The 26,116-nt window shown below is 37.5% G+C and carries 24 protein-coding genes; all 24 read right to left on the bottom strand.

Translation table 11 applies throughout. The features are described 5' to 3' along the window. Nucleotides 1-139 precede the first annotated feature (139 nt). Entirely contained in the window at nucleotides 140-1,378 is a 1,239-nt protein-coding gene (locus RWZ05_RS01345) for a methionine gamma-lyase family protein (protein WP_314641319.1), read from the bottom strand. Continuing rightward, nucleotides 1,375-2,304, bottom strand: a complete 930-nt coding sequence (miaA, locus tag RWZ05_RS01340) for a tRNA (adenosine(37)-N6)-dimethylallyltransferase MiaA (protein ID WP_314641317.1) — start codon at nucleotides 2,302-2,304, stop codon at nucleotides 1,375-1,377. Before miaA ends, RWZ05_RS01345 begins: the two co-directional genes overlap by 4 nt. Then, a complete protein-coding gene (locus RWZ05_RS01335) occupies nucleotides 2,301-3,113 on the bottom strand; it encodes a class I SAM-dependent methyltransferase (protein ID WP_314641314.1) in 813 nt (270 codons plus the stop codon). The genes miaA and RWZ05_RS01335 overlap by 4 nt, the downstream gene beginning before the upstream one ends. 1 nt (nucleotide 3,114) lies before the next feature. After that, complete coding sequence (gene mutL, locus RWZ05_RS01330) at nucleotides 3,115-5,139, bottom strand: DNA mismatch repair endonuclease MutL (protein ID WP_314641312.1); 2,025 nt, start codon at nucleotides 5,137-5,139, stop codon at nucleotides 3,115-3,117. Beyond that, nucleotides 5,139-7,772 (bottom strand): DNA mismatch repair protein MutS, encoded by a 2,634-nt coding sequence (mutS, locus tag RWZ05_RS01325; RefSeq protein WP_314641309.1) that lies wholly within the window; start codon nucleotides 7,770-7,772, stop codon nucleotides 5,139-5,141. The genes mutL and mutS overlap by 1 nt, the downstream gene beginning before the upstream one ends. Nucleotides 7,773-7,774: 2 nt before the next feature. Then, nucleotides 7,775-9,091: a tRNA (N6-isopentenyl adenosine(37)-C2)-methylthiotransferase MiaB gene (gene miaB / locus RWZ05_RS01320; protein WP_314641305.1), complete on the bottom strand. Its 1,317-nt coding sequence runs from the start codon at nucleotides 9,089-9,091 to the stop codon at nucleotides 7,775-7,777. Between the two features lie 8 nt (nucleotides 9,092-9,099). Beyond that, nucleotides 9,100-9,975 (bottom strand): Asp23/Gls24 family envelope stress response protein, encoded by an 876-nt coding sequence (locus RWZ05_RS01315; protein ID WP_314641302.1) that lies wholly within the window; start codon nucleotides 9,973-9,975, stop codon nucleotides 9,100-9,102. Nucleotides 9,976-9,990: 15 nt separating this feature from the next. Then, entirely contained in the window at nucleotides 9,991-10,818 is an 828-nt protein-coding gene (locus RWZ05_RS01310; protein ID WP_314641299.1) for a PHP domain-containing protein, read from the bottom strand. Between the two features lie 117 nt (nucleotides 10,819-10,935). Next, entirely contained in the window at nucleotides 10,936-12,654 is a 1,719-nt protein-coding gene (locus tag RWZ05_RS01305; protein WP_314641296.1) for a proline--tRNA ligase, read from the bottom strand. After that, entirely contained in the window at nucleotides 12,648-13,733 is a 1,086-nt protein-coding gene (gene ispG / locus RWZ05_RS01300) for a flavodoxin-dependent (E)-4-hydroxy-3-methylbut-2-enyl-diphosphate synthase (protein WP_314641294.1), read from the bottom strand. The genes RWZ05_RS01305 and ispG overlap by 7 nt, the downstream gene beginning before the upstream one ends. An 18-nt stretch (nucleotides 13,734-13,751) precedes the next feature. After that, on the bottom strand, nucleotides 13,752-14,768 hold the full coding sequence (rseP, locus tag RWZ05_RS01295) for an RIP metalloprotease RseP (protein WP_314641292.1): 1,017 nt from the start codon (nucleotides 14,766-14,768) through the stop codon (nucleotides 13,752-13,754). An 8-nt stretch (nucleotides 14,769-14,776) separates the two neighbouring features. Further along, complete coding sequence (locus RWZ05_RS01290; protein WP_314641289.1) at nucleotides 14,777-15,922, bottom strand: 1-deoxy-D-xylulose-5-phosphate reductoisomerase; 1,146 nt, start codon at nucleotides 15,920-15,922, stop codon at nucleotides 14,777-14,779. 18 nt (nucleotides 15,923-15,940) lie between these two features. Beyond that, nucleotides 15,941-16,765 (bottom strand): phosphatidate cytidylyltransferase, encoded by an 825-nt coding sequence (locus RWZ05_RS01285; protein ID WP_314641287.1) that lies wholly within the window; start codon nucleotides 16,763-16,765, stop codon nucleotides 15,941-15,943. 3 nt (nucleotides 16,766-16,768) lie between these two features. Then, complete coding sequence (locus RWZ05_RS01280) at nucleotides 16,769-17,533, bottom strand: isoprenyl transferase (protein WP_314641285.1); 765 nt, start codon at nucleotides 17,531-17,533, stop codon at nucleotides 16,769-16,771. After that, on the bottom strand, nucleotides 17,514-17,765 hold the full coding sequence (locus RWZ05_RS01275; RefSeq protein WP_314641283.1) for a hypothetical protein: 252 nt from the start codon (nucleotides 17,763-17,765) through the stop codon (nucleotides 17,514-17,516). The genes RWZ05_RS01280 and RWZ05_RS01275 overlap by 20 nt, the downstream gene beginning before the upstream one ends. Continuing rightward, on the bottom strand, nucleotides 17,765-18,325 hold the full coding sequence (gene frr / locus RWZ05_RS01270; protein WP_009351464.1) for a ribosome recycling factor: 561 nt from the start codon (nucleotides 18,323-18,325) through the stop codon (nucleotides 17,765-17,767). The genes RWZ05_RS01275 and frr overlap by 1 nt, the downstream gene beginning before the upstream one ends. Nucleotides 18,326-18,330: 5 nt before the next feature. Next, complete coding sequence (gene pyrH / locus RWZ05_RS01265) at nucleotides 18,331-19,056, bottom strand: UMP kinase (protein WP_314641282.1); 726 nt, start codon at nucleotides 19,054-19,056, stop codon at nucleotides 18,331-18,333. 62 nt (nucleotides 19,057-19,118) lie between these two features. Continuing rightward, on the bottom strand, nucleotides 19,119-19,799 hold the full coding sequence (tsf, locus tag RWZ05_RS01260; RefSeq protein ID WP_296004314.1) for a translation elongation factor Ts: 681 nt from the start codon (nucleotides 19,797-19,799) through the stop codon (nucleotides 19,119-19,121). 98 nt (nucleotides 19,800-19,897) lie between these two features. After that, nucleotides 19,898-20,650: a 30S ribosomal protein S2 gene (gene rpsB, locus RWZ05_RS01255; RefSeq protein ID WP_314641279.1), complete on the bottom strand. Its 753-nt coding sequence runs from the start codon at nucleotides 20,648-20,650 to the stop codon at nucleotides 19,898-19,900. Between the two features lie 247 nt (nucleotides 20,651-20,897). Next, on the bottom strand, nucleotides 20,898-21,548 hold the full coding sequence (rpe, locus tag RWZ05_RS01250) for a ribulose-phosphate 3-epimerase (RefSeq protein WP_314641276.1): 651 nt from the start codon (nucleotides 21,546-21,548) through the stop codon (nucleotides 20,898-20,900). A 1-nt stretch (nucleotide 21,549) separates the two neighbouring features. Beyond that, nucleotides 21,550-22,413: a ribosome small subunit-dependent GTPase A gene (gene rsgA, locus RWZ05_RS01245; RefSeq protein ID WP_314641274.1), complete on the bottom strand. Its 864-nt coding sequence runs from the start codon at nucleotides 22,411-22,413 to the stop codon at nucleotides 21,550-21,552. An 8-nt stretch (nucleotides 22,414-22,421) separates the two neighbouring features. Further along, complete coding sequence (gene pknB / locus RWZ05_RS01240) at nucleotides 22,422-24,347, bottom strand: Stk1 family PASTA domain-containing Ser/Thr kinase (protein WP_314641457.1); 1,926 nt, start codon at nucleotides 24,345-24,347, stop codon at nucleotides 22,422-22,424. Between the two features lie 27 nt (nucleotides 24,348-24,374). Continuing rightward, nucleotides 24,375-25,076 (bottom strand): Stp1/IreP family PP2C-type Ser/Thr phosphatase, encoded by a 702-nt coding sequence (locus tag RWZ05_RS01235; RefSeq protein WP_314641271.1) that lies wholly within the window; start codon nucleotides 25,074-25,076, stop codon nucleotides 24,375-24,377. Continuing rightward, nucleotides 25,069-26,115 carry a 23S rRNA (adenine(2503)-C(2))-methyltransferase RlmN gene (rlmN, locus tag RWZ05_RS01230; RefSeq protein WP_314641269.1) on the bottom strand — a complete coding sequence of 349 codons (1,047 nt, stop codon included), beginning with the start codon at nucleotides 26,113-26,115 and terminating at the stop codon, nucleotides 25,069-25,071. The genes RWZ05_RS01235 and rlmN overlap by 8 nt, the downstream gene beginning before the upstream one ends. Nucleotide 26,116: the final 1 nt, after the last annotated feature.

Genomic DNA, 26,116 nt, shown 5'->3' with positions numbered 1-26,116 from the left:
AAAACACTAGTTCGGTGTAAAAGTCCGAGTAGTATTGCTATAAAATTATAGCAACTTATATTATAGCCTAGAATTAGGTACATTGAAAAGATTTGAAATAAAAAGAATCCCTTTCTTATACCAAAAGAGATTCAAAGAATTATCTATGTTTTAAAAGCTCTTCTGCAGCTCCTAGAATACCGAGCATAGAATGCTCAAATACTAAGCCACCTTGCATGAAAATCGTATATGGAGGACGAACTGGACCATCTGCACTTAATTCAATAGATGAACCTTGTACAAAGGTACCACCAGCCATGATGATTTTATCTTCGTAGCCTGGCATATCGCCAGGAATTGGATGCACGTGAGCATCTACTGGAGAATAGGCTTGCATACCTACACAGAAGTGCTCCATTTCTTCTCCATTATTTAGATTGATAGCTTGAATTAAATCATAGCGATCAGCGTTTACCTTAGGGAATACATCATATCCTAACAGTTCACCTACGGCAGCCGTATATACAGCCCCTTTAAGAGCTTGTAATACTACGTGAGGAGCCATAAATAAGCCTTGGAAGAATAATCGGTAACCAGGTGCGTAAGAGCCCATATGATCACCAAGTCCTGGAGCAGTCAATTGGTACGCTGCATCTTCAACTAAGTCTTCACGACCTACGATATAGCCACCAGTTGGTGCTAAACCGCCCCCTGCATTCTTAATAAGAGAGCCAGCCATAATATCAGCACCAGCTTCTAAAGGCTCTTGAAGCTCTGTAAATTCGCCATAACAATTATCTACGAAACAAATGGTATTTGAATTTTTAGCTTTTACAGCATCTACAATAATCTTAATATCTGCAATAGATAATGGTTCACGTGTACTATAACCACGAGAACGTTGAATAACTACTACCCGTGTATTATCATTAACGGCATTAGCAATGGCTTCAACATCATAGGTATTATCTTTCAAAGGGACCTCAGTATAAGTAAAACCTTTTTCGACTAAGGAACCTCGTACTTCACGAGCGGCACCAATAACGGATTGCATCGTATCATAAGGAGCCCCTACTGCATAGATAAACTCTGTCCCTTTAGACCCATTCCCCATCAAAGAAATCAATGTAGTTGCTAGCGCGTGTGTTCCAGATACAAAGTGAGGGCGAACGATCGCTTTTTCACCTTTAAATACATAGGCGAATACTTCGTCTAATTTCTCACGGCCCACATCGTTATAACCATAACCAGTTGTGCCAGTAAAATGATAATCAGATACTTGGCATTCTTTAAAGGCTTCTAATACTTTTTTTGTATTGGCCAATGCAATAGGTTCAAATTTTTTAAATTCTGGTTCAGCCATCTCAAGGGCTTTACTACGTATTTCTTCTAATGTCATACTAATCCTTCTCTACGAATTAAATCCATAGCTTTATTAAATATAAAATCTTTAGATGTATTATTGTCAATATGAATCCATTCAATATATGGCATCCGCTTATACCAAGTGATTTGGCGCTTCGCGAAATGACGAGTGTTTTTTTTGATCAAATCTCTACATTCATCAAGATTGATACTGCCATTTATATAGTCTACAACCTCTTTATACCCAATCCCCTTAAAGGCTTGGCAATCAGGATTTATACCAGACTGAACAAGTTGCTCAACCTCTTCAATTAAACCTGCGTCAAACATCATATCAACCCGTAAATTAATGCGTTCGTATAACGTATCACGATCTCTCATAAGGCCAATAACAGGTCCTTTATAAGATACACCATCTTTAGTCTGATTGCGTAACGAATCTACATCACCATGATGCAATATTTCAATAGCTCGATATAAACGATGCTTATCACTATATTGAATTTCTATATTATGTTCTTTTCCTAAGGTGAAAGCATATTCTCGTAAACCATCAATACCTTTAGTATTAAATAGCTCATCTAGTTCTAATCGTAAACTCTCATCAGGCTTAACGTCATTAAAGTTATAATTCTCTAATAACGATTGAACATATAAGCCTGTACCACCAGACAGAATAGGTAGAATATTTTTATCTTTTAATCTACCAATTATCTCTTTAGCTTGGTTTTGGAAAATAGATACTGAATATGAATCATTGGGAGCTAATATATCGATAAGATGATGTTTCACTCGGTTAAGTTCATCCACCGATGGTTTAGCAGTACCAATATTGAGTTGTTTATATACTTGGTAAGCATCACCAGAAATAACCTCAGCATGTAACTGTTCTGCTAAGTCTAAGGTGAGATCTGTTTTGCCTACCGCCGTTGGTCCAACGATGGTAATTAAGGGATTCACATTAACTCCTTCATATATACACCATAGCCTATACGACTATATTTTCCGCCCACCCATTGATGAGGTGGATAGTTTTGAAAAACCGAACTAAACGGTCGTTCTTTAATAATAACACCATATGTGGCAACACGCATAGCCTGTGCCATGATTTTATCATCTATATGACTTTCTACCGTATGTCCTCGAAGCGGTTTGAATTGAGGACTTTCCTCTACGGGAACTTCAAACATGGGATCAAAATAAATAATATCAATGCTATTATCAGGTAGGTTTGGTAAATAGTGTTCAAAGGTATCATGATGTACCTTAATACGTCGCAATGCTTTCGTTACACTATCCTCATTATGAATATAATGAGCTAAACCATATGTTGTGGCAAGCCATATAGGTAAAGAACCTTCTAGCCCAGTTATTTGAGCCTGTGGGTAACCATAACTCACTACAATGCTGTCACTACCAAGGCCTATTGTACAGTCTAAAAACGTAAATCTATCTTGATTAGATAACCCTTTTGTATCTAATATGACTTGTATCGCATTAACGAGATGATCTCCTTCACCGCGTTGTAAACGCAAAATACGCAATTGAGCCATCGATAAATGAAAGGTATGTTGTTGACTTTTAGGAAAATGAATAGTTAATCCAGAACCAGCAAGAACCGCAATATATTCGCATTGATACTTAACAAATAAAGCTGGTATCGATGTTTTACCTCGTTTTATATAGGTCATATGCATAGAGGAAGCCAATGCTTTGGCTTCCTCTTGAATGGCCTCATTAGATTTTTGAGCTGTTGTTAGAATATTCATATTAAGACCGTAAGAACAATTTACCTAATTCATCAGGCGTAAATTTTATAATCGTTGGACGACCATGTGGACATACGTACGGTTTTTCAGTACTAAATAAATCCTCAATTAAGGTAGTCATTTGATACATATTTAAATTGTGACCAGCCTTAATGGCCCCTCTACAAGATGCATACGCTAACATTTCATGACGTAACTGAGCCTTAGTAGGCTGTTGATGTTCATGCAAGTAAGAGAATATATATTGGAGAATTTCAAAAGCCTTTGACTCTACTAAATCTACAGGAGCCCCTACTAACTTAATTTTTGTAGGACCACCTAACTCCACATCAAAGCCAAGATCAAGTAAGGTTTCTCGTTCCTCCTCTACCAAATTCATTTCATCATCAGTAGCCTCGCTATATTGAGGAACTAATATAGATTGCATGGGAATAGATTCAGAAGACTTACATAACTTATCATAACGCACGCGTTCATGTGCCGCATGTTGATCTATAATATAGAGATCATCACCCTTTTTAGCCAAAATATAACAAGAGGCGACTTGGCCCATAGGTAAGAAACCAGAGTTTTGTATAGTTCGTTCCTCATTATCTTGTTCACGTATATCCTGAGATAAAGATTTAAAACGTTCTATATCCTCTTTAGTATAACTAGTATATTCCTTAGGAACAGCGTCAAAACTTTCATCTATAAAGGATGATTGTTCATAAGTAGCCTTTGGTGCAGGTGGTGTATATCCCTTAGTTTTAAGGTTCTCCACAAACTGCGTAGTTTCACCACGCATAACTTCGTACCCTTTTGTACGGCGACCACCAAATACTTTATCATAATCCACTGCTGTAGCAATATGCTCAGCCGACTGCATCTCATCTTGTACAACAGAAGGTGCTCTATAGGAATCATATTTACTATTGCCATGAGACAAATTAGTATTGTCATCACCTTGGTTAATAGCCATATTATGAGTATTAGTACTATCCAATACCTCACTCAAACCAATATAAGCAGAAGACTCCCGTTCATATCGCTCATGAAGTGGATTATTTAGAGCATTTAAAATACTGTGGTAAACTGCTTTAAATATAATCTTATCATCGGAGAATTTTACTTCACTCTTACGAGGATGTACGTTAATATCAACCATCTCTGCTGGAACAGTAATATTAAGCACTACTAGTGGGTGACCATTTTTCGGCAATAGTGCGTGGTATGCATTATCAATAGCCTTCATGATAGTTTTATCAGAAATAACGCGGTTATTAACGATAATAGTTTGCCAAATTCTAGTACTTTTAAGAAGGGTCGGTTTACTTACTACCCCATCGATATAAATAGAATCACTTTCATAGGCAACAGTAAAAATATCACCCTTCGTTTTATAACCGTATAAGGCGGCAACGGTATCACCTATATCACCATTCCCAGGCGTAATAATAGCAACCCGATCATCTACGATGAGTTTAAAAGAAATATGTGGATTGCTAAGGGCAAGTTTCCCTACAATATCTTGAATTTTAGAAGCTTCTGTACGCTCAGATTTCAAGAATTTGCGACGAGCTGGCGTATTGTAGAACAAATCTCTTATTTCAATAGTTGTACCAGGTGCAGAACCATAAGGAATGCAATCTGTAAAAGTACCACCGTCAACAGTAATACGCGTCCCTAAATCAGAGTCTGCTTTTCGCGTAGTCAAAGAGAAATGAGATACAGAGGCAATACTAGCCAATGCCTCACCACGGAAGCCTAGAGAAGCAATATCAAATAAGTCCTCTACCTGTTGTATTTTAGAGGTAGCATGACGCAAAATTGCTAGGCGTGCGTCTTCTTCAGTCATGCCGATACCATTATCGGTAATCCGCATATAGGCTACACCGCCATCACCGATTTCAACCTCAATATTAGTGGCGGATGCGTCAATAGAGTTTTCGATAAGCTCTTTAATAACTGATGCGGGACGTTCCACAACTTCGCCAGCAGCTATTTTATTAATTGTGGTTTCATCCAATACATGAATGGTTGCCATTATTTCCCGCCTCCTTTACGAGCCTCCTCTTGTAGTTCATATAACTTGTTTAATGCTTCAATGGGCGTCATGCTCATTACATCTACTTCTAGCAGACTATCCACAACTGAATGAGTAAATAAGTTGCCTAGTGGAGAATCACTCACTTGTTTAGTAACAGGCTTCACTACAGTATTAGGTTGAGCTCCCATAACACGATTATTTAAATCACTAGTATCATGACTTTGGTCTTCCAAGGATTCCAAAATTACTTCTGCCCGTTTTAATACAGAATTCGGCAAACCTGCCAATCTAGCTACATGAATACCATAGCTTCGATCTGCACCACCTTTAATAATACGACGCAAGAAAGCAACATCTTTACCTTTTTCTTTAACAGCCACAGTGTAATTTTTTAGTTTACTATAGCTTTCCTCTAAACAAATCAGTTCATGGTAATGTGTAGCAAATAATGTCTTGCCATGAATGTGCTTGCAAATATGCTCTACTACAGCTTGGGCAATACTTAAACCATCAAAGGTACTCGTACCACGACCAATTTCATCTAAGATGATTAAGCTGTTATGTGTAGCATTTTCTAAAATATAGGCTACCTCTTTCATTTCTACCATGAACGTACTTTGACCAGTAGAAATATCATCACTAGCACCTACACGTGTAAAGATGCGATCTACTGGAGAAATAGATGCTTCACGAGCAGGAATAAAAGAACCAATTTGAGCCATAATCATCAAAATAGCCGCTTGACGCATATATGTTGATTTGCCGGCCATATTAGGACCTGTAATGAGCAAGAATTCCTCATCATCATGGTTTAGAACTATATCATTTGGTACAAAAACTTCACGTTTCAAGAATTTTTCAATTACAGGATGACGCCCATCGCGAATATTGATTTGACCATTCATTACGATAGTAGGGCAAATATAATTTTCTTCATAACCTACTAAAGCCAGTGAACATAATACATCAAGGTCCGCAAGAGCACGAGCCGTTTCTTGTACCTCTTTAATGACGAGTTTAATATCATTTCGTAACTGTTGATATAGCTCATGCTCTAAGGCGATAATTTTATCCTTAGCACTGAGAATTTTAATTTCAAATTCCTTTAACTCAGGTGTAATATAACGTTCTGCATTGGCTAAAGTTTGTTTCCGAATAAAGTAATCAGGTACTTGTTCAGATTTACTATGGGACACTTCAAAGTAATATCCAAATACCTTATTATAACCAGTTTTAATCTTAGTTAATCCTGTAGCCTCTTTGATATCAGCTTCCATCTTAGCCAGCCATTGCTCACTATTAGTAGCTAAAGAACGAAGTTCATCTAAATCCGGATTAAAACCATCTTTAATGACGCGGCCTTCTTTTAATGTCAACGCTGGTTGCTCCGCAATAGCACGACATAATAAATCATAAATATCTTTATGATCTTGGATGCGGTCATTAATGGATGTTAATGCTAAACTTGAGCACGTACCTAATACTTCTTTAATATCCGGTAGTACCGCCAATGATTCACGAAGAGCCGTTAAATCCCTAGGAGATACAGAACCAGTTTCTACACGACCTACGATGCGTTCAAAATCATATATACAATCTAATAAACTACGCATATGAGATCGTTCAGCACCACGTGTAATGAGTTCTGCCACGGCCGCTTGACGTCGTTGAATTTGGTTGACGTCAGTTAATGGACTTTCCAACCATTGTTTCAAAAGACGGGCGCCCATAGGTGTCAATGTACGATCTAGCACATCGAGTAATGTCCCTTTTTGACCACCATCACGTAGATTATGGGTAATTTCAAGATGACGTAATGAAGATGTATCTAAAATAAGGCGATTCCCTACACTCAATTGATGGACATAGTTGATATGGGAAATTTCAGACTTAATAATTTCTTCTAAATATAGAAGCATATAACCTAATGCTTCCCATACATCTTCTTCCATAAGGCCTAGATCACCAAAGTGATTCACAGCCTTCTCTGCTACCTCACGCTGTGTATAGTACGTAGAGAATGGTGATAATACGACATTACTAAATTGATTTTCAATAAAATCCTTAATATCTTGCGGTAAAGTTGTCCCTTCAGGTAATATGATTTCACTTGGTCTATACATGCTAAGTGCATCGTACATATCACTGCGTTTTTCACTGTTTGTAATGCGGTGCCAAATAACCTCCCCTGTAGATACATCAGAAAACACTAGTATCCAAGCATCTTTTACCATATAAAACAATGATAAAAAGTTATTAGATCTTGCATCATTACCATTTTCAGTCATTACCGTCCCTGGTGTAATGACCTTTATCACATCACGTTTAACAATGCCCTTAACAGCTTTAGGATCTTCTAACTGCTCACAAATAGCAACCTTATAGCCCTTTTTAACAAGCGTTTCAATATAACTTTCAGCAGCATGAAAAGGAACGCCACACATTGGTGTGCGTTCCTCATCTCCTGTAGGGCGACCAGTTAAGGTAATATTTAGTTCACGAGATGCAACTAGAGCATCATCATTAAATAATTCATAAAAGTCACCTAATCGAAAGAACAGTAATTCATCAGGATATCTAGATTTAATATCTAAATACTGCTCCATCATAGGTGTTTGCTTTTTTGCCATACTTACCCCTTTTGTATTGTACCGTAGCAAACCCAAGTTTGTGCTTTATCAATATAGGCTGGTACTGTTTCACCAATTGATAAAGAATCGTCTTTCGGGAATAATACCATTTTATTCCCCGAAGTACGACCAAACCACATATCTTCATCGCGAGGACTTGGCCCCTCAACAATAATATCAAACACTTGTCCTTCCATAGGTTTGTTTAATTCATAAGAGATTTCGTTTTGTACATCCATCAATGTTTGCAAACGTACACGCTTAACCTCTTCTGGAATTTGATCATCCATAGTCGCTGCTGGCGTACCAGAGCGTTTGGAATAGATGAAAGTATACGCCATATCATAACGTACGTCTTTCAATAATTGCAATGTAGCTTGGAAATCTTCCTCTGTTTCCCCTGGGAAGCCTACGATAATATCTGTAGTGACCACTACATCTTTTATTTTCTCACGACAGTAAGACAGTAATTCTTTATAATGCTCCACTGTATAGTGTCGATTCATCTTCTTAAGAATACGATCTGATCCAGATTGAATTGGTAAATGTAAATGTGTAACGATATTAGAGGATCTTCCTAGAGCATCTATCATGGACTTAGTCATATCTTGAGGATGACTCGTCATATAACGAATCCGTTCTATGCCAGGAATACCATCCAAAGCATCTATGAGCGTCCCAAAATCAGTGCCATCTTTAAAATCTAAGCCGTAAGAATTAACATTTTGTCCTAATAAGGTAATTTCTTTAAACCCTTTTGCACCTAGTTCAGTCACCTCTTTTACGATGGCTTCTACAGGACGGCTAATCTCTCTACCACGAACATGGGGAACGATACAATACGTACAAAATTTGTTACAACCATTCATAATTGGTACCCAAGCATAGAATGTACCATTTGGCTTGGCTTCTAATTCAGGAAGTACCGTGTTATCCATATCGACATTAATTTGATGCGTATGTCCCCGTTGTACCTCTTCAATCATTTCATTAATATGTTGAATATTATGAGTACCTAAGACAATATCGATATGAGGTGCGCGCTTAAACATTTCAGCTTGATTCTTTTGTGCCATACATCCCGTAACAGCAAGAATCAATTTTTTATTTTTGCGCTTAAGTCTCATTAGCTCACCTATGCGGCCATAGACTTTAGTTTCTGCATTCTCACGCACTGCACAAGTATTTAATAAAATTAAATCTGCAGTATCCACGTCCTCTGTTGGGGTATACCCAACAGATTCTAGCTGATGCGATAAGCGCTCAGAATCGGCAGTATTCATTTGACAACCATAGGTGTAAATATAATAAGACTTCATTCTAACTCCTATACTTTAACAATCTTACGTTTTGTTTCAATAATGTTTTTAACTTTAATGGACATCCGTTCAATGGACATGCCTGTAATATATTCAATTTCATTGCGTACAGATTTTTGTACTTGCTGCATTAATGTTTTTACAGGATAACCATGTTCAATAACAACAGCCATATCTACAACGAGGCCGTTTTGACCTTTATCACCTTTTTTGAAAGAAATAACACTAGAATCATCAACACCAGCTACTTTCTTAAGGCCGTTTCGGATTAATTTGATGATTACATCATCATCAAAGGTAAGACGTCCATAATAACTGAAAGCAGGACGTACTACAGAACGTTCAAAGCCTTCAGAACCAATTTGGCCTAATGTATCTTGATCTTGTTTTTTTAATGTACGACGACGCCACATCGTTTTAATCGGATCAATTAAATAACCTCTAAAATGAGGTTTCAATTCCATTGTTGGTACTGGAATAATATGTTTACCTTCTTTTAGACGAGCATGTTGGGCCTTTTCGATTTCCTTAGGCGTAGCAACATCTTCAATACGAATATATCGATCAGGATCTTGTAGTCCTAATGCTTTTGTAATTTTCTTAACCATGTTATCAGATGTACCAATAATCATGAGTTTATTAGGATTAATTTTATCAAGTTGTTCACGAACAGATTTTACTTGTACTTCATCTTGGAAAATAGCGCGACGAACTGCTTTTAATCGACTTGACTCTTTTTTAGCAGAAAAGCCAGCTACTATTTTATTATCGTGAATCAAAATACCATCATCGATGATACATTCAATTTTATTTTCGTGAGCAACTACAAGTGCACGATGACTTTTACCTGTGCCACTACTACCAACAAATGCAATGACTTCCATAGCCTACCTCATCATTTATAACAAACTAATAAATTCTGATACGTCTTCTCCAGATACTAAATAATCACCAAAATGATCTGGTTCTTTTCCTGGAATTCCATGATAATCAGAACCACCAGTAATAAAGAGTCTGTACTGTTCAGCCAACGCTTTATATCGTTCCACATCTTCATCATTATGTTTTGAATGGTACACCTCTATACCATCAAAATCAAAATTTAACATTTCTAGCACATATTCATCACTGGAAACTAATTTAGGATGTGCCATAACGGCAAAACCATTAGCTTTATGAATAATATCAATAATATGTTGAACCTCAACTTTTACCTTTGGAACATAGCAAGGGCTGTCCTTACGAAGAATCCCTCTAAAGACTTCATTCACATCCTTCGCATAGCCACCATCAATTAAAAGTTTACCAATATGTGGACGTCCATAAGCTTTAGTATGAGGAAATTGTTTGATTAAGTTTTCTTTTGTAATATGATATCCTTCGCTATTACAGCGTCTTATAATTTCATCGATACGTTCTTCACGTTTTCTTTTAAAGAACGTAATAAAATCATTTAACTCTTTATTATTTTCATCAAAACAATATCCTAAAATGTGAATCGATTTATCTTTATAATCAGCACTAAATTCACAACCATTTATAATCTTAATCGTTTTATTAGGATCTAATTCTTGTTGAGCTGTACGCAATGCTTTAATGCCATCAATCTCATCATGATCAGTTAAAGCCATCATAACCACATTGTAATCTAAGGCATGACGCAATAATTCCTTTGGTGTTTCAATACCATCGGAATAAACGGAATGCATATGAAAATCTACAAGCATATAGTACCTCCCATTACAAATATCCTATCTTTTAATTATGACTGATTTAGTCTATTAATTCAAGTTTAGAAAGAAAAATTGCGACCCTAATGAGCATTCACTAGAATCGCAATTTGATTATAAGTTTTGAAGTAATTCTGTTACTTTTGTAGCTACAGAATCAATAGCACATGGAAGTGCTTCTCCAGTCTTACGGATTTGAATTTCTACTTCATTATTTTCAAGTGTATTTTTACTTACTGTAATGCGAAGTGGATAGCCAATCAAATCAGCATCTTTAAACTTAACGCCAGCTCGATCTTTACGATCATCGAGTAAAACATCTACACCAGCATCTTGTAAATCAGTGTAAATGGATTGACTGGTAGACATTAAAGCTTCATCTTTTGCATTAATCGGTACGATAACTACTTCGAATGGAGCAATAGAACGTGGCCAAATGATACCATTTTCATCGTGATATTGTTCAATTGCAGCAGCTAATGTACGAGAAACACCAATACCATAGCATCCCATAATCATTGGATTAGGGCGACCATTTTGATCTAAGAATGTTGCTTGTAATGCTTCAGAATATTTAGTACCCAATTTAAATACTTGACCTACTTCAATACCTTTAGCATGTTCTAAAGAACCACCACATTTAGGACATACATCATCCTTTGTGATCAAGCGAATTGGCGCAACAATAATATCTTCTACATTAAAGTCACGTTTAGGATTGATGTTTACGTAGTGAGCATCTTTTTTATTAGCCCCACCACAAACATTGTATGTTTCCATAACAGATTCATCTACAACAATAGCAAATTCTTCTGTTTGTTGTAAGCCTACAGGACTAATAAAGCCTGCTGTTAAACCTACTTTTTCTAATTCTTCAGGTGTAGCCATTTCTGGCTCTAGAGAACCAAGAACAGCATGTTGTACAGCCACTTCATTTACTTCATGATCGCCACGAACGATAGCCAATACAACTTTACCATCAATGGAGAATACAACAGCTTTAATCGTTTTTTCTAGTGGTAAATTTAACATATCTGCAACAGCTTCAATGGTGCTTGCATTAGGAGTATCTACAACAGATAACTCTTGAAGAGCTTCTTCTGCCTGTTTCATGATACCAGGCTTACCGATTTCGATATTGGCAGCGTAGTCGCATTTAGTGCAATATACGATGTCAGCTTCACCGGCTTCAGCAATAGCCATAAACTCATGTGTGCCACTGCCACCGATTGCACCACTATCAGCCTCAACAGGACGGAAAGTAAGACCACAACGTGTAAAAATCCGTGTATATGCATCATACATAGATTTATAAGATTCATCTAAACCTGCTTCATCCATATCAAAGGAATACGCATCCTTCATGATAAACTCACGGCTACGCATCAAACCATAACGCGGACGACGTTCATCGCGGAATTTACTTTGAATTTGATATAAATTTACCGGCAATTGACGGTAAGAATTAATTTCGTTCTTTACGAGAGTCGTAATCATTTCTTCATGAGTAGGGCCTAGGCAGAACTCATTATCATGACGATCATTAATACGCATCATTTCTGCACCATATGCATTCCAACGGCCAGACTCTTTCCAAATTTCTGCAGGTTGTAAGATAGGCATCATAATTTCTTGAGCACTAGCACGATCCATTTCTTCACGTACGATGGCTTCAATTTTTTTAATACTTCTCCATCCTAATGGTAAAAAACTATATAAACCATTTGCAGTTTTACGCATAAAACCAGCGCGAAGCATGAGCTGTTGGCTTACTACATCAGCGTCAGATGGAACCTCACGCAATGTAGGTGCATATAATTTAGTGGCTAACATAAAGACTCCTCATCTAAACTTTCTAAATATTGATCAATTTCTCTAAATAATGTATCTACCAATTCGGCTTCTGGCACAGTCTTAATAACTTCCCCTTTACGGAATACGATGCCTTGACCATCGCCACCAGCGATGCCGAAGTCAGCTTCGCGAGCCTCCCCTGGTCCATTTACAACACAGCCCATTACAGCAACTTTAATTGGAGCTTTAATAGATGCAAGCCGTTCCTCTACAATGCCAGCCATCTCAAATAAATTGACTTGGCAGCGCCCACAAGTCGGACAAGATATCATAGTGGCACCAAAGTTTCGTAATCCTAAGCTACTTAGAATACTACGACCTACTTCGATTTCATGAATTGGATCTCCAGTTAAAGATACTCGTAGTGTATCACCGATACCATCGAGTAATAAAGACCCAATCCCCATAGCAGATTTAATAGTACCTTGTTTAATAGTACCTGCTTCAGTAACACCTAGATGCAATGGATAAGGAATTTTATCGGATAATTTACGATAAGCTTCAACCATCAAAGGTACCTCTGTAGCCTTGATAGATAATTTCATTTGATGGTAGTCTAACTTCTCTAGAATTCTCACGTGTTCTAATGCGGTTTCAACCATTCCATCTGCCGTAGGATGACCTCCATGAGCATCGAGAATATGCTTTGGTAAAGAGCCGGCATTAACACCGATACGAATTGGGATTTGTTTAGGTTTAGCCTTTTCAATAACAGCTAAAACCTTATCTTCACCGCCAATGTTACCAGGATTAATGCGCAAGCCATCTACATTATTTTCAATAGCCTCTAAAGCTAATCTATAATCAAAATGTATATCCGCAATCAGTGGAATAGAAATGCCAGATCTAACGGCTTTTAAAGCCTTTGCTGACTCCATTGTAGGAACAGCAACGCGAACTAGTTCACAACCAGCCTCCGCTAAATGGTTAATTTCAGCAATCGCCTTTTCCGTATGTACCGGATCTGTTGTAATCATAGATTGAATACTTACCGGTGCATAATCACCAATTTTAACTGTACCTACATAGATACCATTTGTTGGTTTACGTACAATCATTGTAATCTCCCATCTGTCTTATAGTAATCGGAAAATATCCTGAGTCGTTACATATAAGAACAATGCTACCATTAAGGCAACACCAACCATTTGAATATACATGAGAGCTTTAGCAGGTAGTCTACGGCCTGTTATAGCTTCAGCTAAAATAATAATCAAATGACCACCATCTAATACAGGTAATGGTAAAAGATTAATAACCCCTAAATTAATACTAAGGAATGCAGCAAAGCTTAATAATGGCGCAAAGCCAGATTGAGCAATGGTGCCAGCCATTTGAGAAATCCCAACTGGTCCTGACAATTCAGCAGCTTGTGTGCCACGAATCATATCATACAGGCCACTGACCATAGCAACTATAGTTTGTCCTGTACGGCTAACAGCAAGGCTTAATGATTCACCAATACTATAAGTTTCACGAGTAAAACTAGGATAAATACCAATTTTAGGACTATCTTGTTCTAGCTTAGGTATTACTGTAGTTTCCACAGATTGTCCATCCCGTTCTACAACAACAGTTACACCATGATTGGCTGTACCTTGTAAGCTAGGACGAATTTCATCCCAAGTAGTAATTTTTTTGCCATCAATAGTGATAATTCTATCGTTGGCTTGTAAATGAGCTTGTTCCGCAGCACTACCAGAAATGATATTGCCAATAACAGGTTCATTTGTGTAAGTAAGATTACCTACAGTCACATTAAGGCCAAAGAAAATAACAATGGCCAATAAAAAGTTAAATACAGCACCTGCAGAAATAACAATAAATTTCTTCCATGCAGGTTTATTATAGAAGGAGCGCTCATTAAGAGGCTCATCAGGACTCATGCCAGCAATACGGTTAAAGCCACCAAGAGGAATGATACGAATAGAGTATAATGTCTCCCCTTTTTGTAGCTTAAATATGGCAGGACCAAAACCTATAGCAAATTCGTCAACTTGCATACCTGACATCTTAGCTGTAATAAAATGGCCTAATTCATGAATAAACACGATTAAACCAAATACAAATATTGTGGCTAATGCCGTAGTCATATATTCTCCTATAACATCAATGATGTAGCCTTTTCACGGGCCCATCTATCGATGGATAATAAATTATCTAACGTAAAATTATCTTCTGGTCCCATAGACTCAAGAACAGAAGTTACAACTTTATAAATATCGCCAAAAGCGATTTTGTCTTCTAAAAATGCATAAACTGCAGTTTCATTAGCTGCATTAAATACAGCAGGCTTAAAACCACTGGCACGACCGACTTCATAGGCTAAACGAAGTGCAGGAAAATCATCATACCGTGGGGGTAAAAATTCCAATTGTAAGGCTTTCGTAAAATCAAGATGATTCATACTTAACACTTCACGTTTTGGATATGTCAAAGCATATTGAATAGGCTCGCGCATATCTGGATTACCCATTTGCGCTAAAATAGCACCATCCTTCATACGGATCATAGAATGAACAATACTTTGTGGATGAACTACTACATCAATATGATCAAAATCAAATCCAAACAACCAATGAGCTTCAATTACCTCTAAGCCCTTATTAAATAAAGAGGCAGAGTCAATAGTAATCTTATTGCCCATATTCCAAGTTGGATGTCGTAAGCAGTCTGCAGCTGTAGCCGTTTTAATTTTATCAGAATCCCAAGTACGTAAAGGCCCACCAGAAGCTGTGACAATCAAGGAATCAACATTATTGCGATCTTGACCTTCTAAGCATTGGAATATAGCACTATGTTCACTATCAATAGGTAAAATTTGTACATCATACTCTTTAGCTAAAGAGATAATCAAAGGACCACCAGCAACAAGGGTTTCCTTATTGGCAAGACCAATTGTTTTACCCTTTTTGATAGCCTCCACTGTTGGCTCAATACCTGCTGCACCAACAATAGCAGTGACGACCATAGTCGCTTCTTGAATCGTTGAAGCAGCTATGAGGGCCTCCTTACCGCCTACAAGTTTTGTAGGACCTGTATAGCGACCTTGTAGCTCTTTAAAAGCACTTTCATCAACTAGACCAGCTACTAAAGGCTGATATTCTTTAATTTGTTTTTCTAAGAGGTCAATATTATGATGTGCCACTAAGGCAACCACCTTGAATTGATCTGGATGTTGAGACACTACATCAAGTGTCTGCGTACCGATAGAGCCAGTACTGCCAATAATACTTAGGTATTTCATAAGTTTACCTCTATTAGATTAGTACGTGAATAGCAATATATAGACTAATGTGATAGGTGCCGCAAATAGTAAGCTATCAAGACGATCCAATACACCACCATGACCTGGTAATAAAGTACCAGAGTCTTTTACATTACATAATCGCTTAATCTTTGATTCAAATAAATCACCTAATGGTGCTAATATACCACTAATCATCCCTATATGGATACCCATCCACCAAGGAATACCAACTATATACGAAAATACTGCACCTGTAATTATACAGCCTAGAAAACCACCAATAAAACCTTCTAATGTTTTATTAGGACTAATTGATGGTACAATCTTACGTTTACCAAAGGCACAACCTGCAAAGTATGCGAAAGTATCACTAGCCCATGTAGTAAACAATAATAACCAAAGTGTAATTGTTCCCCAGTTATGTAGTTCATAAGGCATTGTTAAAGACATGTAAATTGAATCATGACGAATCATGAGCAAAGAAATCATGCCAATACCAACGTATAATAAACCAAATACACTAAAGGATACGCTAGCCATAGAGTATTTATTTTCACCAAATGTACATAACATATAATTAGTAAATAAACTTAATACTAAAATAGCTATAGCCAGAATATATTGATGACATGCAAAGGCAATCATCAATAATAATATACTGATATACCCCCATATAATGGACATGCGTACATGTTTAGCCTTGCAGAGCAAAACAAACTCACGCCAGCCTAATAGGGCTAACAGCATAACAAGAGCATCATACACTGGTCCGCCTAACGTAATGGCCACTAAGGCAATAATAAAACCTATAACAGCGGTAATAACACGTGTTTTTAACATTCTTTATTCCTCATCACGTAAGCCACCAAATCGGCGTTCTCGTTTCTGATATGCCGCAACAGCCTCTAACAAAGTTTCCTTTGTGAAATCTGGCCAATGTAAATCAGTAAACCAGAATTCAGCATAAGCCAGCTGCCATAATAAAAAGTTACTAATTCTAAAATCACTACTTGGACGAATCAATAAGTCTACATCACTAAACTCTTTAGTAAATAATTGAGAGCTTACATAGTCTTCAGTAATATCGTCCGTTGTAATAGTACCCGCTTTTACAGAGCTTGTAATATCGCGTATAGTTCTTACTATCTCATCACGTCCACCATAGTTAATAGCTAACTGTAAAGTAAGACCTGTATTATTCTGCGTTAATAGTTCTGCATCCCGAATGATTTGTTGTAACTCCTCTGAAAGAGCACCAATAAATCCAATAAAACGAATGCGAACATTATGTTCATGCATATACTTAACATTATTGTTTAAGTATTCTTTGATGAGAGCCATAAGTAAAGAAACTTCCTGTTCAGGTCGTTTCCAGTTCTCTGTGGAGAAACCATATACCGTAAGAGCTCTAATTCCAATTTCGTCAGCACCGATAACGATCTGCTTTAATACGTCTGCCCCTGCACGATGCCCCATAGATCGTGGCATTCCTCTACGTTTAGCCCAACGGCCATTACCATCCATAATTATAGCAACATGTTTAGGAATAGTATTGCCATCAATAGCAGGCGCATCCGATTGTTTACGGTTAAATAATTTCTTTAGCATAGTCTACCTCGATAGAACGTCCGAAGTCGCTGGCAATCATTGGTCTATACACTAGTATATGTAAACACTCATTAACTTTAGTAATACGTGCTACATAAAATCCTTTGTCTGCAATGTCAAAAAAGCGATTAAAGGATGCCCCAATCATTACCTTAAAAGGAATATGGGCAGCCTGCAAACGAGACTTTGCAAGCTGCCATGGCATTCCAATAAGGCTATTAGAATCTAACATTATACTTCTAATACGTCCTTTTCTTTTACTGCTTTTAACTCATCAATATGCTTAACTTTAGCATCTGTAAGTTTTTGGATTTCATCTAAACCGTCTTTAGCATCATCTTCAGTAATGGTTTTAGCTTTTTCTTCTTTTTTCAATGCATCATTTACATCACGGCGAATGTTGCGCACTGCAACTTTAGCATCTTCAGCTTTTTTATGAACTACTTTAACGATTTCTTTACGGCGTTCCTCAGTTAATTGAGGAATAGTTAAGCGAATTTGAGCACCATCATTACCAGGATTTAAACCAAGGTCGGATTGTAAAATCGCTTTTTCAATGGCACCAATCATAGTTTTATCCCAAGGAGCAATCACGATCATACGAGGCTCAGGCACAGAGATATTCGCAACTTGATTAATTGGAGAAGGACTGCCATAGTAATCAACCATTACTTTATCAAGCAATGCTACACTAGCACGACCAGTACGAATAGATGCAAATTCATGTTTTAAAGCCTCAATAGACTTATTCATGCGTTCTTCTGCTTGTTGTAACAATTCTTTAATTTCCATTTGAATTATTCTCCTCGAACAATGGTACCAATCTCTTCGCCCTTAGCGGCTTTTGTAATGTTACCAGGAATGTCCATGCTAAATACGATAATAGGAATATTATTATCTTTACATAAAGTTGTAGACGTAGCATCCATAACTTTTAATTCTTTTGTGATGATATCATTATATGTTAACTCATCAAATTTAATGGCATTAGGATTCGTCTTAGGATCGGAATCATATACGCCATCAGCAAATTTCTTCGCCATCAAAATTGCATCAGCTTCGATTTCAGCAGCGCGCAATGCAGCTGTTGTATCTGTAGAGAAGTAAGGTTTACCAAGACCAGCACCGAAGATTACGATACGTTTTTTCTCTAAGTGACGAATAGCACGACGTCGAATATAAGGTTCTGCAATTTCTTGCATTTCGATAGCTGTTTGTACGCGAGTATCTACGCCAGCTTGTTCTAATGCATCTTGCAATGCTAAGGAGTTCATCACTGTTGCTAGCATACCCATATAGTCAGCAGTAGCACGATCCATACCTTGGTTACTACCAGCCAACCCTCTCCATAGGTTACCGCCACCAACAACAATTGCGATTTCTAAATCAGTGGATTTTGCTAAAGCTGCAATCTCTTGCGCAAATTTTTCAACAACATCAGGGTTGATACCAAAACCTTGGTCACCTGCTAATGCTTCACCACTCAACTTCAAAACAATACGTTGAAAGTTTCTCTTTGCCATATTTTTACTCCTCTATTGCAAAATAAGAGAACACTGTACGGTGTTCTCTTATTGTTTCTTAATTATTTACCAACAGATGCCATTACTTCAGCTACGAAGTCATCTTGGCGTTTTTCAATGCCTTCACCTAAACCGTAGCGAACAAAACGACGTACGTTGATGTTTTCACCGATTTTTGCAATATTTTCATTAATTACATCAGTAACAGTTTTGTCACCATCTTTAATGAATACTTGTTCTAATAGGCAGTTTTCTTTATAGAATTTTTCAATACGACCAGCAACCATTTTTTCCAAAACAGCTTCAGGTTTTGGTTTACGGCCAGCTTTTACGTCTTCTTCAGCTTCTACTTTAGCTTGTTCCAACAATACTTGTTTTTCGTGTTCGATTACTTCAGCAGGAACTTCTTCACGGTTCAAGTATGTAGGGTTAACAGCAGCGATTTGCATAGCGATATCGCGTGCTAAGTTTTGGAAGTCGTCAGTTTTAGCAACAAAGTCAGTTTCGCAGTTAACTTCTACTAAAACGCCGATACGGCCACCAGCGTGGATGTAGGATTGTACTACACCTTCAGCTGCAATACGACCAGCTTTTTTAGCTGCTGCAGCCAAACCTTTTTCGCGAAGAAGGTCAACCGCTTTATCGATATTACCGTCAGTTTCAACCAATGCTTTTTTAGCGTCCATCATACCTGCGCCAGTCATGTCGCGCAATTCTTTTACCAAAGCAGCAGTAATTGCCATTATTTTGTTCCTCCTAGTACTAATTAAGGTAAGGATATAGTCCTTACCCTAATTATATATGTTATAGATTTATCTTTCAAATGCTAATACGACAACGATTAAGCCTTACCGTCTCGAACCATTTCAGCAGAATCAGCTACCATGTTATCTAATGCTTCTTCAAAGGATTCACCTTGACGACCTTCAAGAACAGCATCAGCCATTTTACCAGCCAATAATTTAACAGCGCGGATAGCGTCATCATTTGCTGGGATTGGGAAATCAACTTCGTCTGGGTCGCAGTTAGTGTCAACTGTTGCAACTACAGGAATACCCAATTTTTTAGCTTCTGCAATAGCGATTTTTTCTTTTTTAGGATCAACTACGAAAAGAGCACCTGGCATTTTAGGCATATCTTTGATACCGCCAAGGTATTTTTCCAATTTTTCCATTTCATGACGAAGACCGATAACTTCTTTTTTAGGCAAAACTTCGAAAGTACCATCTTCTGCCATAGCTTCCAATTGTTTTAAACGTTTAATACGAGTTTCAATTGTTTTGAAGTTAGTCAACATACCGCCCAACCAACGTTCGTTAACGAAGAACATGTTAGCGCGTGTAGCTTCTTCTTTAATAGCTTCTTGAGCTTGTTTTTTAGTACCTACGAACAAGATTACTTCGCCTTGGGAAGCAACTTCACGCAAGAAGGAGTAAGCTTCTTCTACTTTTTTTACTGTTTTAGACAAGTCAATGATATAAATACCATTGCGTTCAGTGAAGATGAATTTCGCCATTTTAGGGTTCCATCTTCTAGTCTGATGACCAAAGTGTACACCAGCCTCTAATAATTGTTTCATTGATACTACTGCCATTGTGGCACCTCCTGTTAATTAACCTCCGCCGCTTCATCCTTCGGGTCACCCAAAATCAGGCACAGTACCGAAGTCCACCGACGTGCATATTTTTCATACCCAATAATTTTAACAAATAATTATTGTAAAAGCAAGCAAGGAGTGAGGATTTCTTAAAGAATTCCTCACTCCCTAAAAAAACTTGTAGATTGGATCATTGCTATATTAATTCAAGCTTATAATATGTAACACCAATACTACTATAAATCTAGTTATTACGAATGGCTTCAATCATATGAGCACGATTTTCTGCGCCAAACACAGCAGAACCGGCTACCAATACAGTAGCCCCTGCTCTTTTAATTGGTACACAAGTAATATCGTTGATGCCACCATCGACTTCAATAACTGCAGTTGTATTATCTACTTCCTCTAGTAGCATTTTAGCTTGCTTAACTTTTTTAATAGCATTTGGAATAAAAGATTGACCACCAAATCCTGGATTTACAGACATAATTAAAATCATGTCAACATCTGCAGCTACATCTTCAAGGAAAGATACTGGAGTTCCCGGATTCAGAGCTACACCTGCTTTCATACCACATTGTTTAATATGTTGAATCAATCGATGCATATGCGGTACTGTTTCTTGATGAAATGTAAAATACTCTACACCAATTTTGGCAAACTCTTCTACATAATCACCAGGATTTGTAACCATTAAATGCACATCAAAGGGTAATTTTGTGTATGGACGAATCGCTTTCACAATAGGCGCACCAAAGGTTAAGTTCGGCACAAAATGTCCATCCATAATGTCGATATGTAATAAGTCAGCCCCCGCTGATTCAATAGATTGTAATTCTTCGCTTAATGTCGCAAAATTTGCGGAAAGCATTGATGGTGCAATTTTAATCATATTAAAACCTCTTTCGTTGACTTTCTATATCATTACGTATAGACATATAAGCATCGTATCGCCCTTGATGAATATGACCTGCTTCAAGAGCATCTTTAATGCCACAAATTGGCTCATGTTCATGATAACATGGGTTGAATTTACAAGTATCCACATACTCACCAAATTCTGGGAATAATGTAGGCAATCGCTCAAGAGATACATCATTGAACTCAATAGCACTAAATCCAGGTGTATCCATAATAAAAGAATCTACATCTAAACTATATAGGGAAGCATGACGAGTAGTATGTTTACCACGCTTTATTTTGTCACTTACCTCACCAGTTTGAAAGGCAAATTTAGGATCTACTGCATTTAATAGACTACTTTTACCAACACCAGATGGGCCTGCAAAGGCAGTTACCTTATGTTGTAGTACATGACGTAAGTCTTCAATGCCTGTCATAGAATAGGTGGATGTCATTAATACGTCGTAGCCAATTGATTTATAAAGCTCAACCATCGCTTCCGTATCGGAATCCATCAAATCACATTTATTGATACATAGCACGATAGGAATATCTGCATGCTCAATCATAACGAGCATTTTATTTAGTAAAAGCTCATTAATATCTGGCTCATGAGCTGCTACCACTAATACAACTTGATCAATATTAGCTACCGCAGGGCGAACCATGGCATTATGACGTTCGTGGATGGATTCAACGAACCCATCCTCCGAAATCGTAACGCGGTCACCAACAAGTAGGCTGTAGCGACCTTGCTTAAGTCTACCTCGAACTTTGCATTCATGAATGGTACTCGTATCATCTTGAACATAAAAGTAACCATTCATATTTTTGACAACAATACCTGTAATCATAGAACCTCTTATAATGCAGTCTCTTGTACTAATGCACCATTGAGATATACTTCAATACGCACATTACCTACGCCAGACACTTTACGAACAATACGATCACCAGGTTTATTGGTATCATCATAAATTACAGAGGAACCTTCATCGTCTTTTACAACGATTTTAAGTTCTTGATTTTTAGAACCAGATGGTACAGTAACGTCTACAGTACCAGTTGTTTTATTACTACTGCTTTCTTCTTTTTTCTCGGATTTCTTTTTCTCGTCTTTGAATTCAGTAGTAAGGTTTAATGTGGAGCCTTCATCAATCTCATCACCAGCTTTAATACTTTGATCAACGACTACAGATTTTTCCTCCACAGAGCCCGCTACTTGATTTACACCTAAATGAGCATTGCTCAAAGTATCTCGAGCATCTTTTAATGTCATCCCTACAAGATTAGGCACTTTTACTTTTTTTGCTTTTGCTTTATTTACAACAAGATCAATTGTAGTTCCTTTAGAAACTTTAGAGTCCCCTGAAGGACTTTGAGCAATTACTACACCATCTTTTTTACCATCTACAGATTGTTGAGTTATCTTACCTACAACTAAGCCAACATCTTTAAGTCTTTGACGCGCTTGATCTACAGTTAAGTCAGTTAAATCTGGTACTGTAATATCACCTACACCTTTAGAAACAACAAGGTGTATGGTACGTTGTTCCTTAACCTTTTCCCCAGCTCCAGGTGTTTGTGAAATGACTTGACCGGCTGGAACATCAGGGTTTGTAACCTCACTTGTAGATACACGTAAATGTTTATCTTCTAAAATATTTTTAGCCACAGATACTTGTTTACCTACAACATTAGGTACGTCCACAGTTGTATTACTCCAGAAGTTACCATAGCTTAAGAAAGCAACTAAAAATGCTACTAAGAAAATAACAGCAGCTCCTAGAACAATGTATTTTTGTGGAATCGATGCAATTTTACTTAACATACTCTTCTTTTGACCCTCGTCTTTACGTTCTTCTTGAATAGTGCTGAAATCCTCTAGGGCTTCAGGATCAACAGCAGGAATCATTTGCGTAGCAAAGTCATATGGCTCATGACGCTGTGTTTTCCCCATCGTAAAACCTTGAGATAATCGTAAATCACTAATCATATCTGAAATAGAATCAAAACGATCAGCAGGATTTTTAGATAAGGCCTTTAAAACTACAGCTTCTAAAAGCTGTGGAATAGATGGGTTATAACGTGTTGGAGGCACCACCTTCTCACGAACATGTTTTAAAGCAACCGCGATAGGTGTTTCCCCTTCAAATGGCACACGACCTGTAAGCATTTCATACAATACGACACCTAGTGAATAGATATCTGTATTACCATCTACAGGCTTTCCACTGGCTTGTTCAGGTGATAAATAGTGAGCGGATCCTAAAATTGAATTCGTATACATAACTGTATTAGTAGCATTCATAGCACGAGCGATACCAAAGTCAGTTACTTTTACACGGCCTGTGCGAGTAATAATTACATTATGTGGTTTTATATCACAATGAACAATACCCATTGCATGAGCGTGTTCTAGACCTTCAGCTATGGCAATAGTAAACTTAACAGCCTCATCTATGGATAGTCTGCCATGGCGAGTAATATATTCTTTTAACGTTTCACCATCTACATATTCCATGATGATGTAATGTAAATCTTGATCAAAACCTACATCATACATATTTACAATATTTGGATGGTTTAATTTGCCTGCCGCTTGTGCTTCTCGTTTAAAGCGAGTTACGAATTCATCATCATTAGCAAAGTTAGCATGCAATACTTTAATTGCTACTTGTCTACCTAATAAGGTATCTTCTCCTAGGTATACGTCAGCCATTCCACCAACGCCAATTTTGTCAACAATTCGGTAGCGGTTATCTAGAAGCATACCTTTTATATTCATAGTACTCATTATTTCTCCATTTCTAGATTAGATTGTTCCCACTACAATGGTCACATTATCGCCTGCTCCGACTTCATAAACAGTATCCATCAATGATTCAACAACCATCATGTTATCATCAGACGATTGCAATGCAGAAGCAATGACAGCATCTGTTACATAACCACTTAATCCATCAGTACAGAGTAAAATACGATCACCTGGAAGAATCGACTCCACACCGCTATCAACCTCTAATACTTCATCGACACCGACAGCGCGTGTCAATAAATTACGTTGAGGATGACTTAGCATTTCATCCTTTGTAATCTCTCCAGCAGTTAATAATTCTTGTACCATAGAATGATCCGTAGTAATTTGTCTTAAAAGACCATCCCTATATACATACAAACGACTATCACCGACACTCGCCCAATATAACTGATTATCTTTTATTGCAGTAACTACTGCGGTAGTTCCCATACCAGCAAGGCGTTCTTCACTAGCTACGCGATTAACAATGCGTTGATTAGCGTGAATGATAGCGTCGCATAAGTCTTGTTGACCCACCGTTTCAAGGGAGGCCAAATATTCTCTTATCTCATCTACAGCATAGGTACTAGCAATTTCACCACCGCTATAACCACCCATGCCATCAGTGACAGCGCAAACGTTACCATCAATAAAGAAACGGTCTTCATTGCGCTGCCGCACAAGTCCAATTTTACTTAAACCAACAAAATTATTCATGATTCTCCTTTTTCCGACCATGAGCAGCTTTTAATTGCCCACATGCGGCTTGGATTGCATCGCCCATTTCCTTTCGTACCGTTACAGATACTCCATAGGAAGCAACGATGTCTTTAAATGTATTCATATTCGTAATAGATGGTTTATATAATTCAATATGTTCATTGCCATTAACAGGAATTAAGTTAACATGACAATTTGGGAAGTCTTTACAGATTTGTCCCAATGCATGAGCCTCATCCATAGATGCATTTACAGAATCTATAAGGATATACTCAAAGGTAATACGACGTTGTGTTGTATCATAATAATATTTTACCGCATCTAAGACTTCCGTCAATTCATAACGAGCTCCAACGGGCATTATACTACGACGTACTTCATTATTTGTAGCATGTAGTGAAAGGGCCAAAGTTATAGGCAACCCTTCATCAGCTAATTTATAAATATTAGGAACCCAACCACATGTGGAAATAGTCATCTTACGATAACTAATATTACAAATTACCGGATCGTGTAATAATTGCAAAGCTTGTAACACATTATCATAATTTTGTAATGGCTCCCCTGCCCCCATAACGACAACCGAATGGATTTGTTCTTTAGTAAGAGCCCCAAACATAACGACTTGACCAAGAATTTCAGCCACTGTTAAATCGCGGTATAAGCCACCTTGTGTAGAGACACAGAATACACAGCCCATAGCACAGCCTACTTGTGATGAAACACATACGGAATAACCATAATGTTGCTCCATCAAAACAGCTTCTACTCGGCTTTGATCTGTCATCTCTAATAGGATTTTTCTAGTCTTTCCATCTGGAGATATAGACTCTGTAATTAATGTAGGCAAAGAGATAACACAATTATCACTTAACCATTGACGTAATTCTTTTGAGAATTGTGTCATTTCTTGAAAATCGAACACATATCTGTGATAAATATAGTCGATTAACTGTTTCGCTCGAAACTTTTGTATATTATGGGTCTTAAAGATAGATTGTAATTCTTCTAAAGACTTACCCAGTAATTCTATCATG

Source organism: uncultured Veillonella sp. (assembly GCF_963543145.1).
Classification (GTDB): Bacteria; Bacillota; Negativicutes; order Veillonellales; family Veillonellaceae; genus Veillonella.
This window is presented reverse-complemented; position numbering and strand designations above follow the sequence as displayed.

Coding starts and splice junctions, on each gene's coding strand:
- RWZ05_RS01345 (WP_314641319.1), bottom strand. CDS start 1,378: ATGACATTAGAAGAAATACGTAGTAAAGCCCTTGAGATGGCTGAACCA.
- RWZ05_RS01335 (WP_314641314.1), bottom strand. CDS start 3,113: ATGAATATTCTAACAACAGCTCAAAAATCTAATGAGGCCATTCAAGAG.
- mutL (WP_314641312.1), bottom strand. CDS start 5,139: ATGGCAACCATTCATGTATTGGATGAAACCACAATTAATAAAATAGCT.
- mutS (WP_314641309.1), bottom strand. CDS start 7,772: ATGGCAAAAAAGCAAACACCTATGATGGAGCAGTATTTAGATATTAAA.
- miaB (WP_314641305.1), bottom strand. CDS start 9,091: ATGAAGTCTTATTATATTTACACCTATGGTTGTCAAATGAATACTGCC.
- RWZ05_RS01315 (WP_314641302.1), bottom strand. CDS start 9,975: ATGGAAGTCATTGCATTTGTTGGTAGTAGTGGCACAGGTAAAAGTCAT.
- RWZ05_RS01310 (WP_314641299.1), bottom strand. CDS start 10,818: ATGCTTGTAGATTTTCATATGCATTCCGTTTATTCCGATGGTATTGAA.
- RWZ05_RS01305 (WP_314641296.1), bottom strand. CDS start 12,654: ATGTTAGCCACTAAATTATATGCACCTACATTGCGTGAGGTTCCATCT.
- ispG (WP_314641294.1), bottom strand. CDS start 13,733: ATGATTGTACGTAAACCAACAAATGGTATCTATGTAGGTACAGTTAAA.
- rseP (WP_314641292.1), bottom strand. CDS start 14,768: ATGACTACGGCATTAGCCACAATATTTGTATTTGGTTTAATCGTGTTT.
- RWZ05_RS01290 (WP_314641289.1), bottom strand. CDS start 15,922: ATGAAATACCTAAGTATTATTGGCAGTACTGGCTCTATCGGTACGCAG.
- RWZ05_RS01285 (WP_314641287.1), bottom strand. CDS start 16,765: ATGTTAAAAACACGTGTTATTACCGCTGTTATAGGTTTTATTATTGCC.
- RWZ05_RS01280 (WP_314641285.1), bottom strand. CDS start 17,533: ATGCTAAAGAAATTATTTAACCGTAAACAATCGGATGCGCCTGCTATT.
- RWZ05_RS01275 (WP_314641283.1), bottom strand. CDS start 17,765: ATGTTAGATTCTAATAGCCTTATTGGAATGCCATGGCAGCTTGCAAAG.
- frr (WP_009351464.1), bottom strand. CDS start 18,325: ATGGAAATTAAAGAATTGTTACAACAAGCAGAAGAACGCATGAATAAG.
- pyrH (WP_314641282.1), bottom strand. CDS start 19,056: ATGGCAAAGAGAAACTTTCAACGTATTGTTTTGAAGTTGAGTGGTGAA.
- tsf (WP_296004314.1), bottom strand. CDS start 19,799: ATGGCAATTACTGCTGCTTTGGTAAAAGAATTGCGCGACATGACTGGC.
- rpsB (WP_314641279.1), bottom strand. CDS start 20,650: ATGGCAGTAGTATCAATGAAACAATTATTAGAGGCTGGTGTACACTTT.
- rpe (WP_314641276.1), bottom strand. CDS start 21,548: ATGATTAAAATTGCACCATCAATGCTTTCCGCAAATTTTGCGACATTA.
- rsgA (WP_314641274.1), bottom strand. CDS start 22,413: ATGATTACAGGTATTGTTGTCAAAAATATGAATGGTTACTTTTATGTT.
- pknB (WP_314641457.1), bottom strand. CDS start 24,347: ATGAATATAAAAGGTATGCTTCTAGATAACCGCTACCGAATTGTTGAC.
- RWZ05_RS01235 (WP_314641271.1), bottom strand. CDS start 25,076: ATGAATAATTTTGTTGGTTTAAGTAAAATTGGACTTGTGCGGCAGCGC.
- rlmN (WP_314641269.1), bottom strand. CDS start 26,115: ATGATAGAATTACTGGGTAAGTCTTTAGAAGAATTACAATCTATCTTT.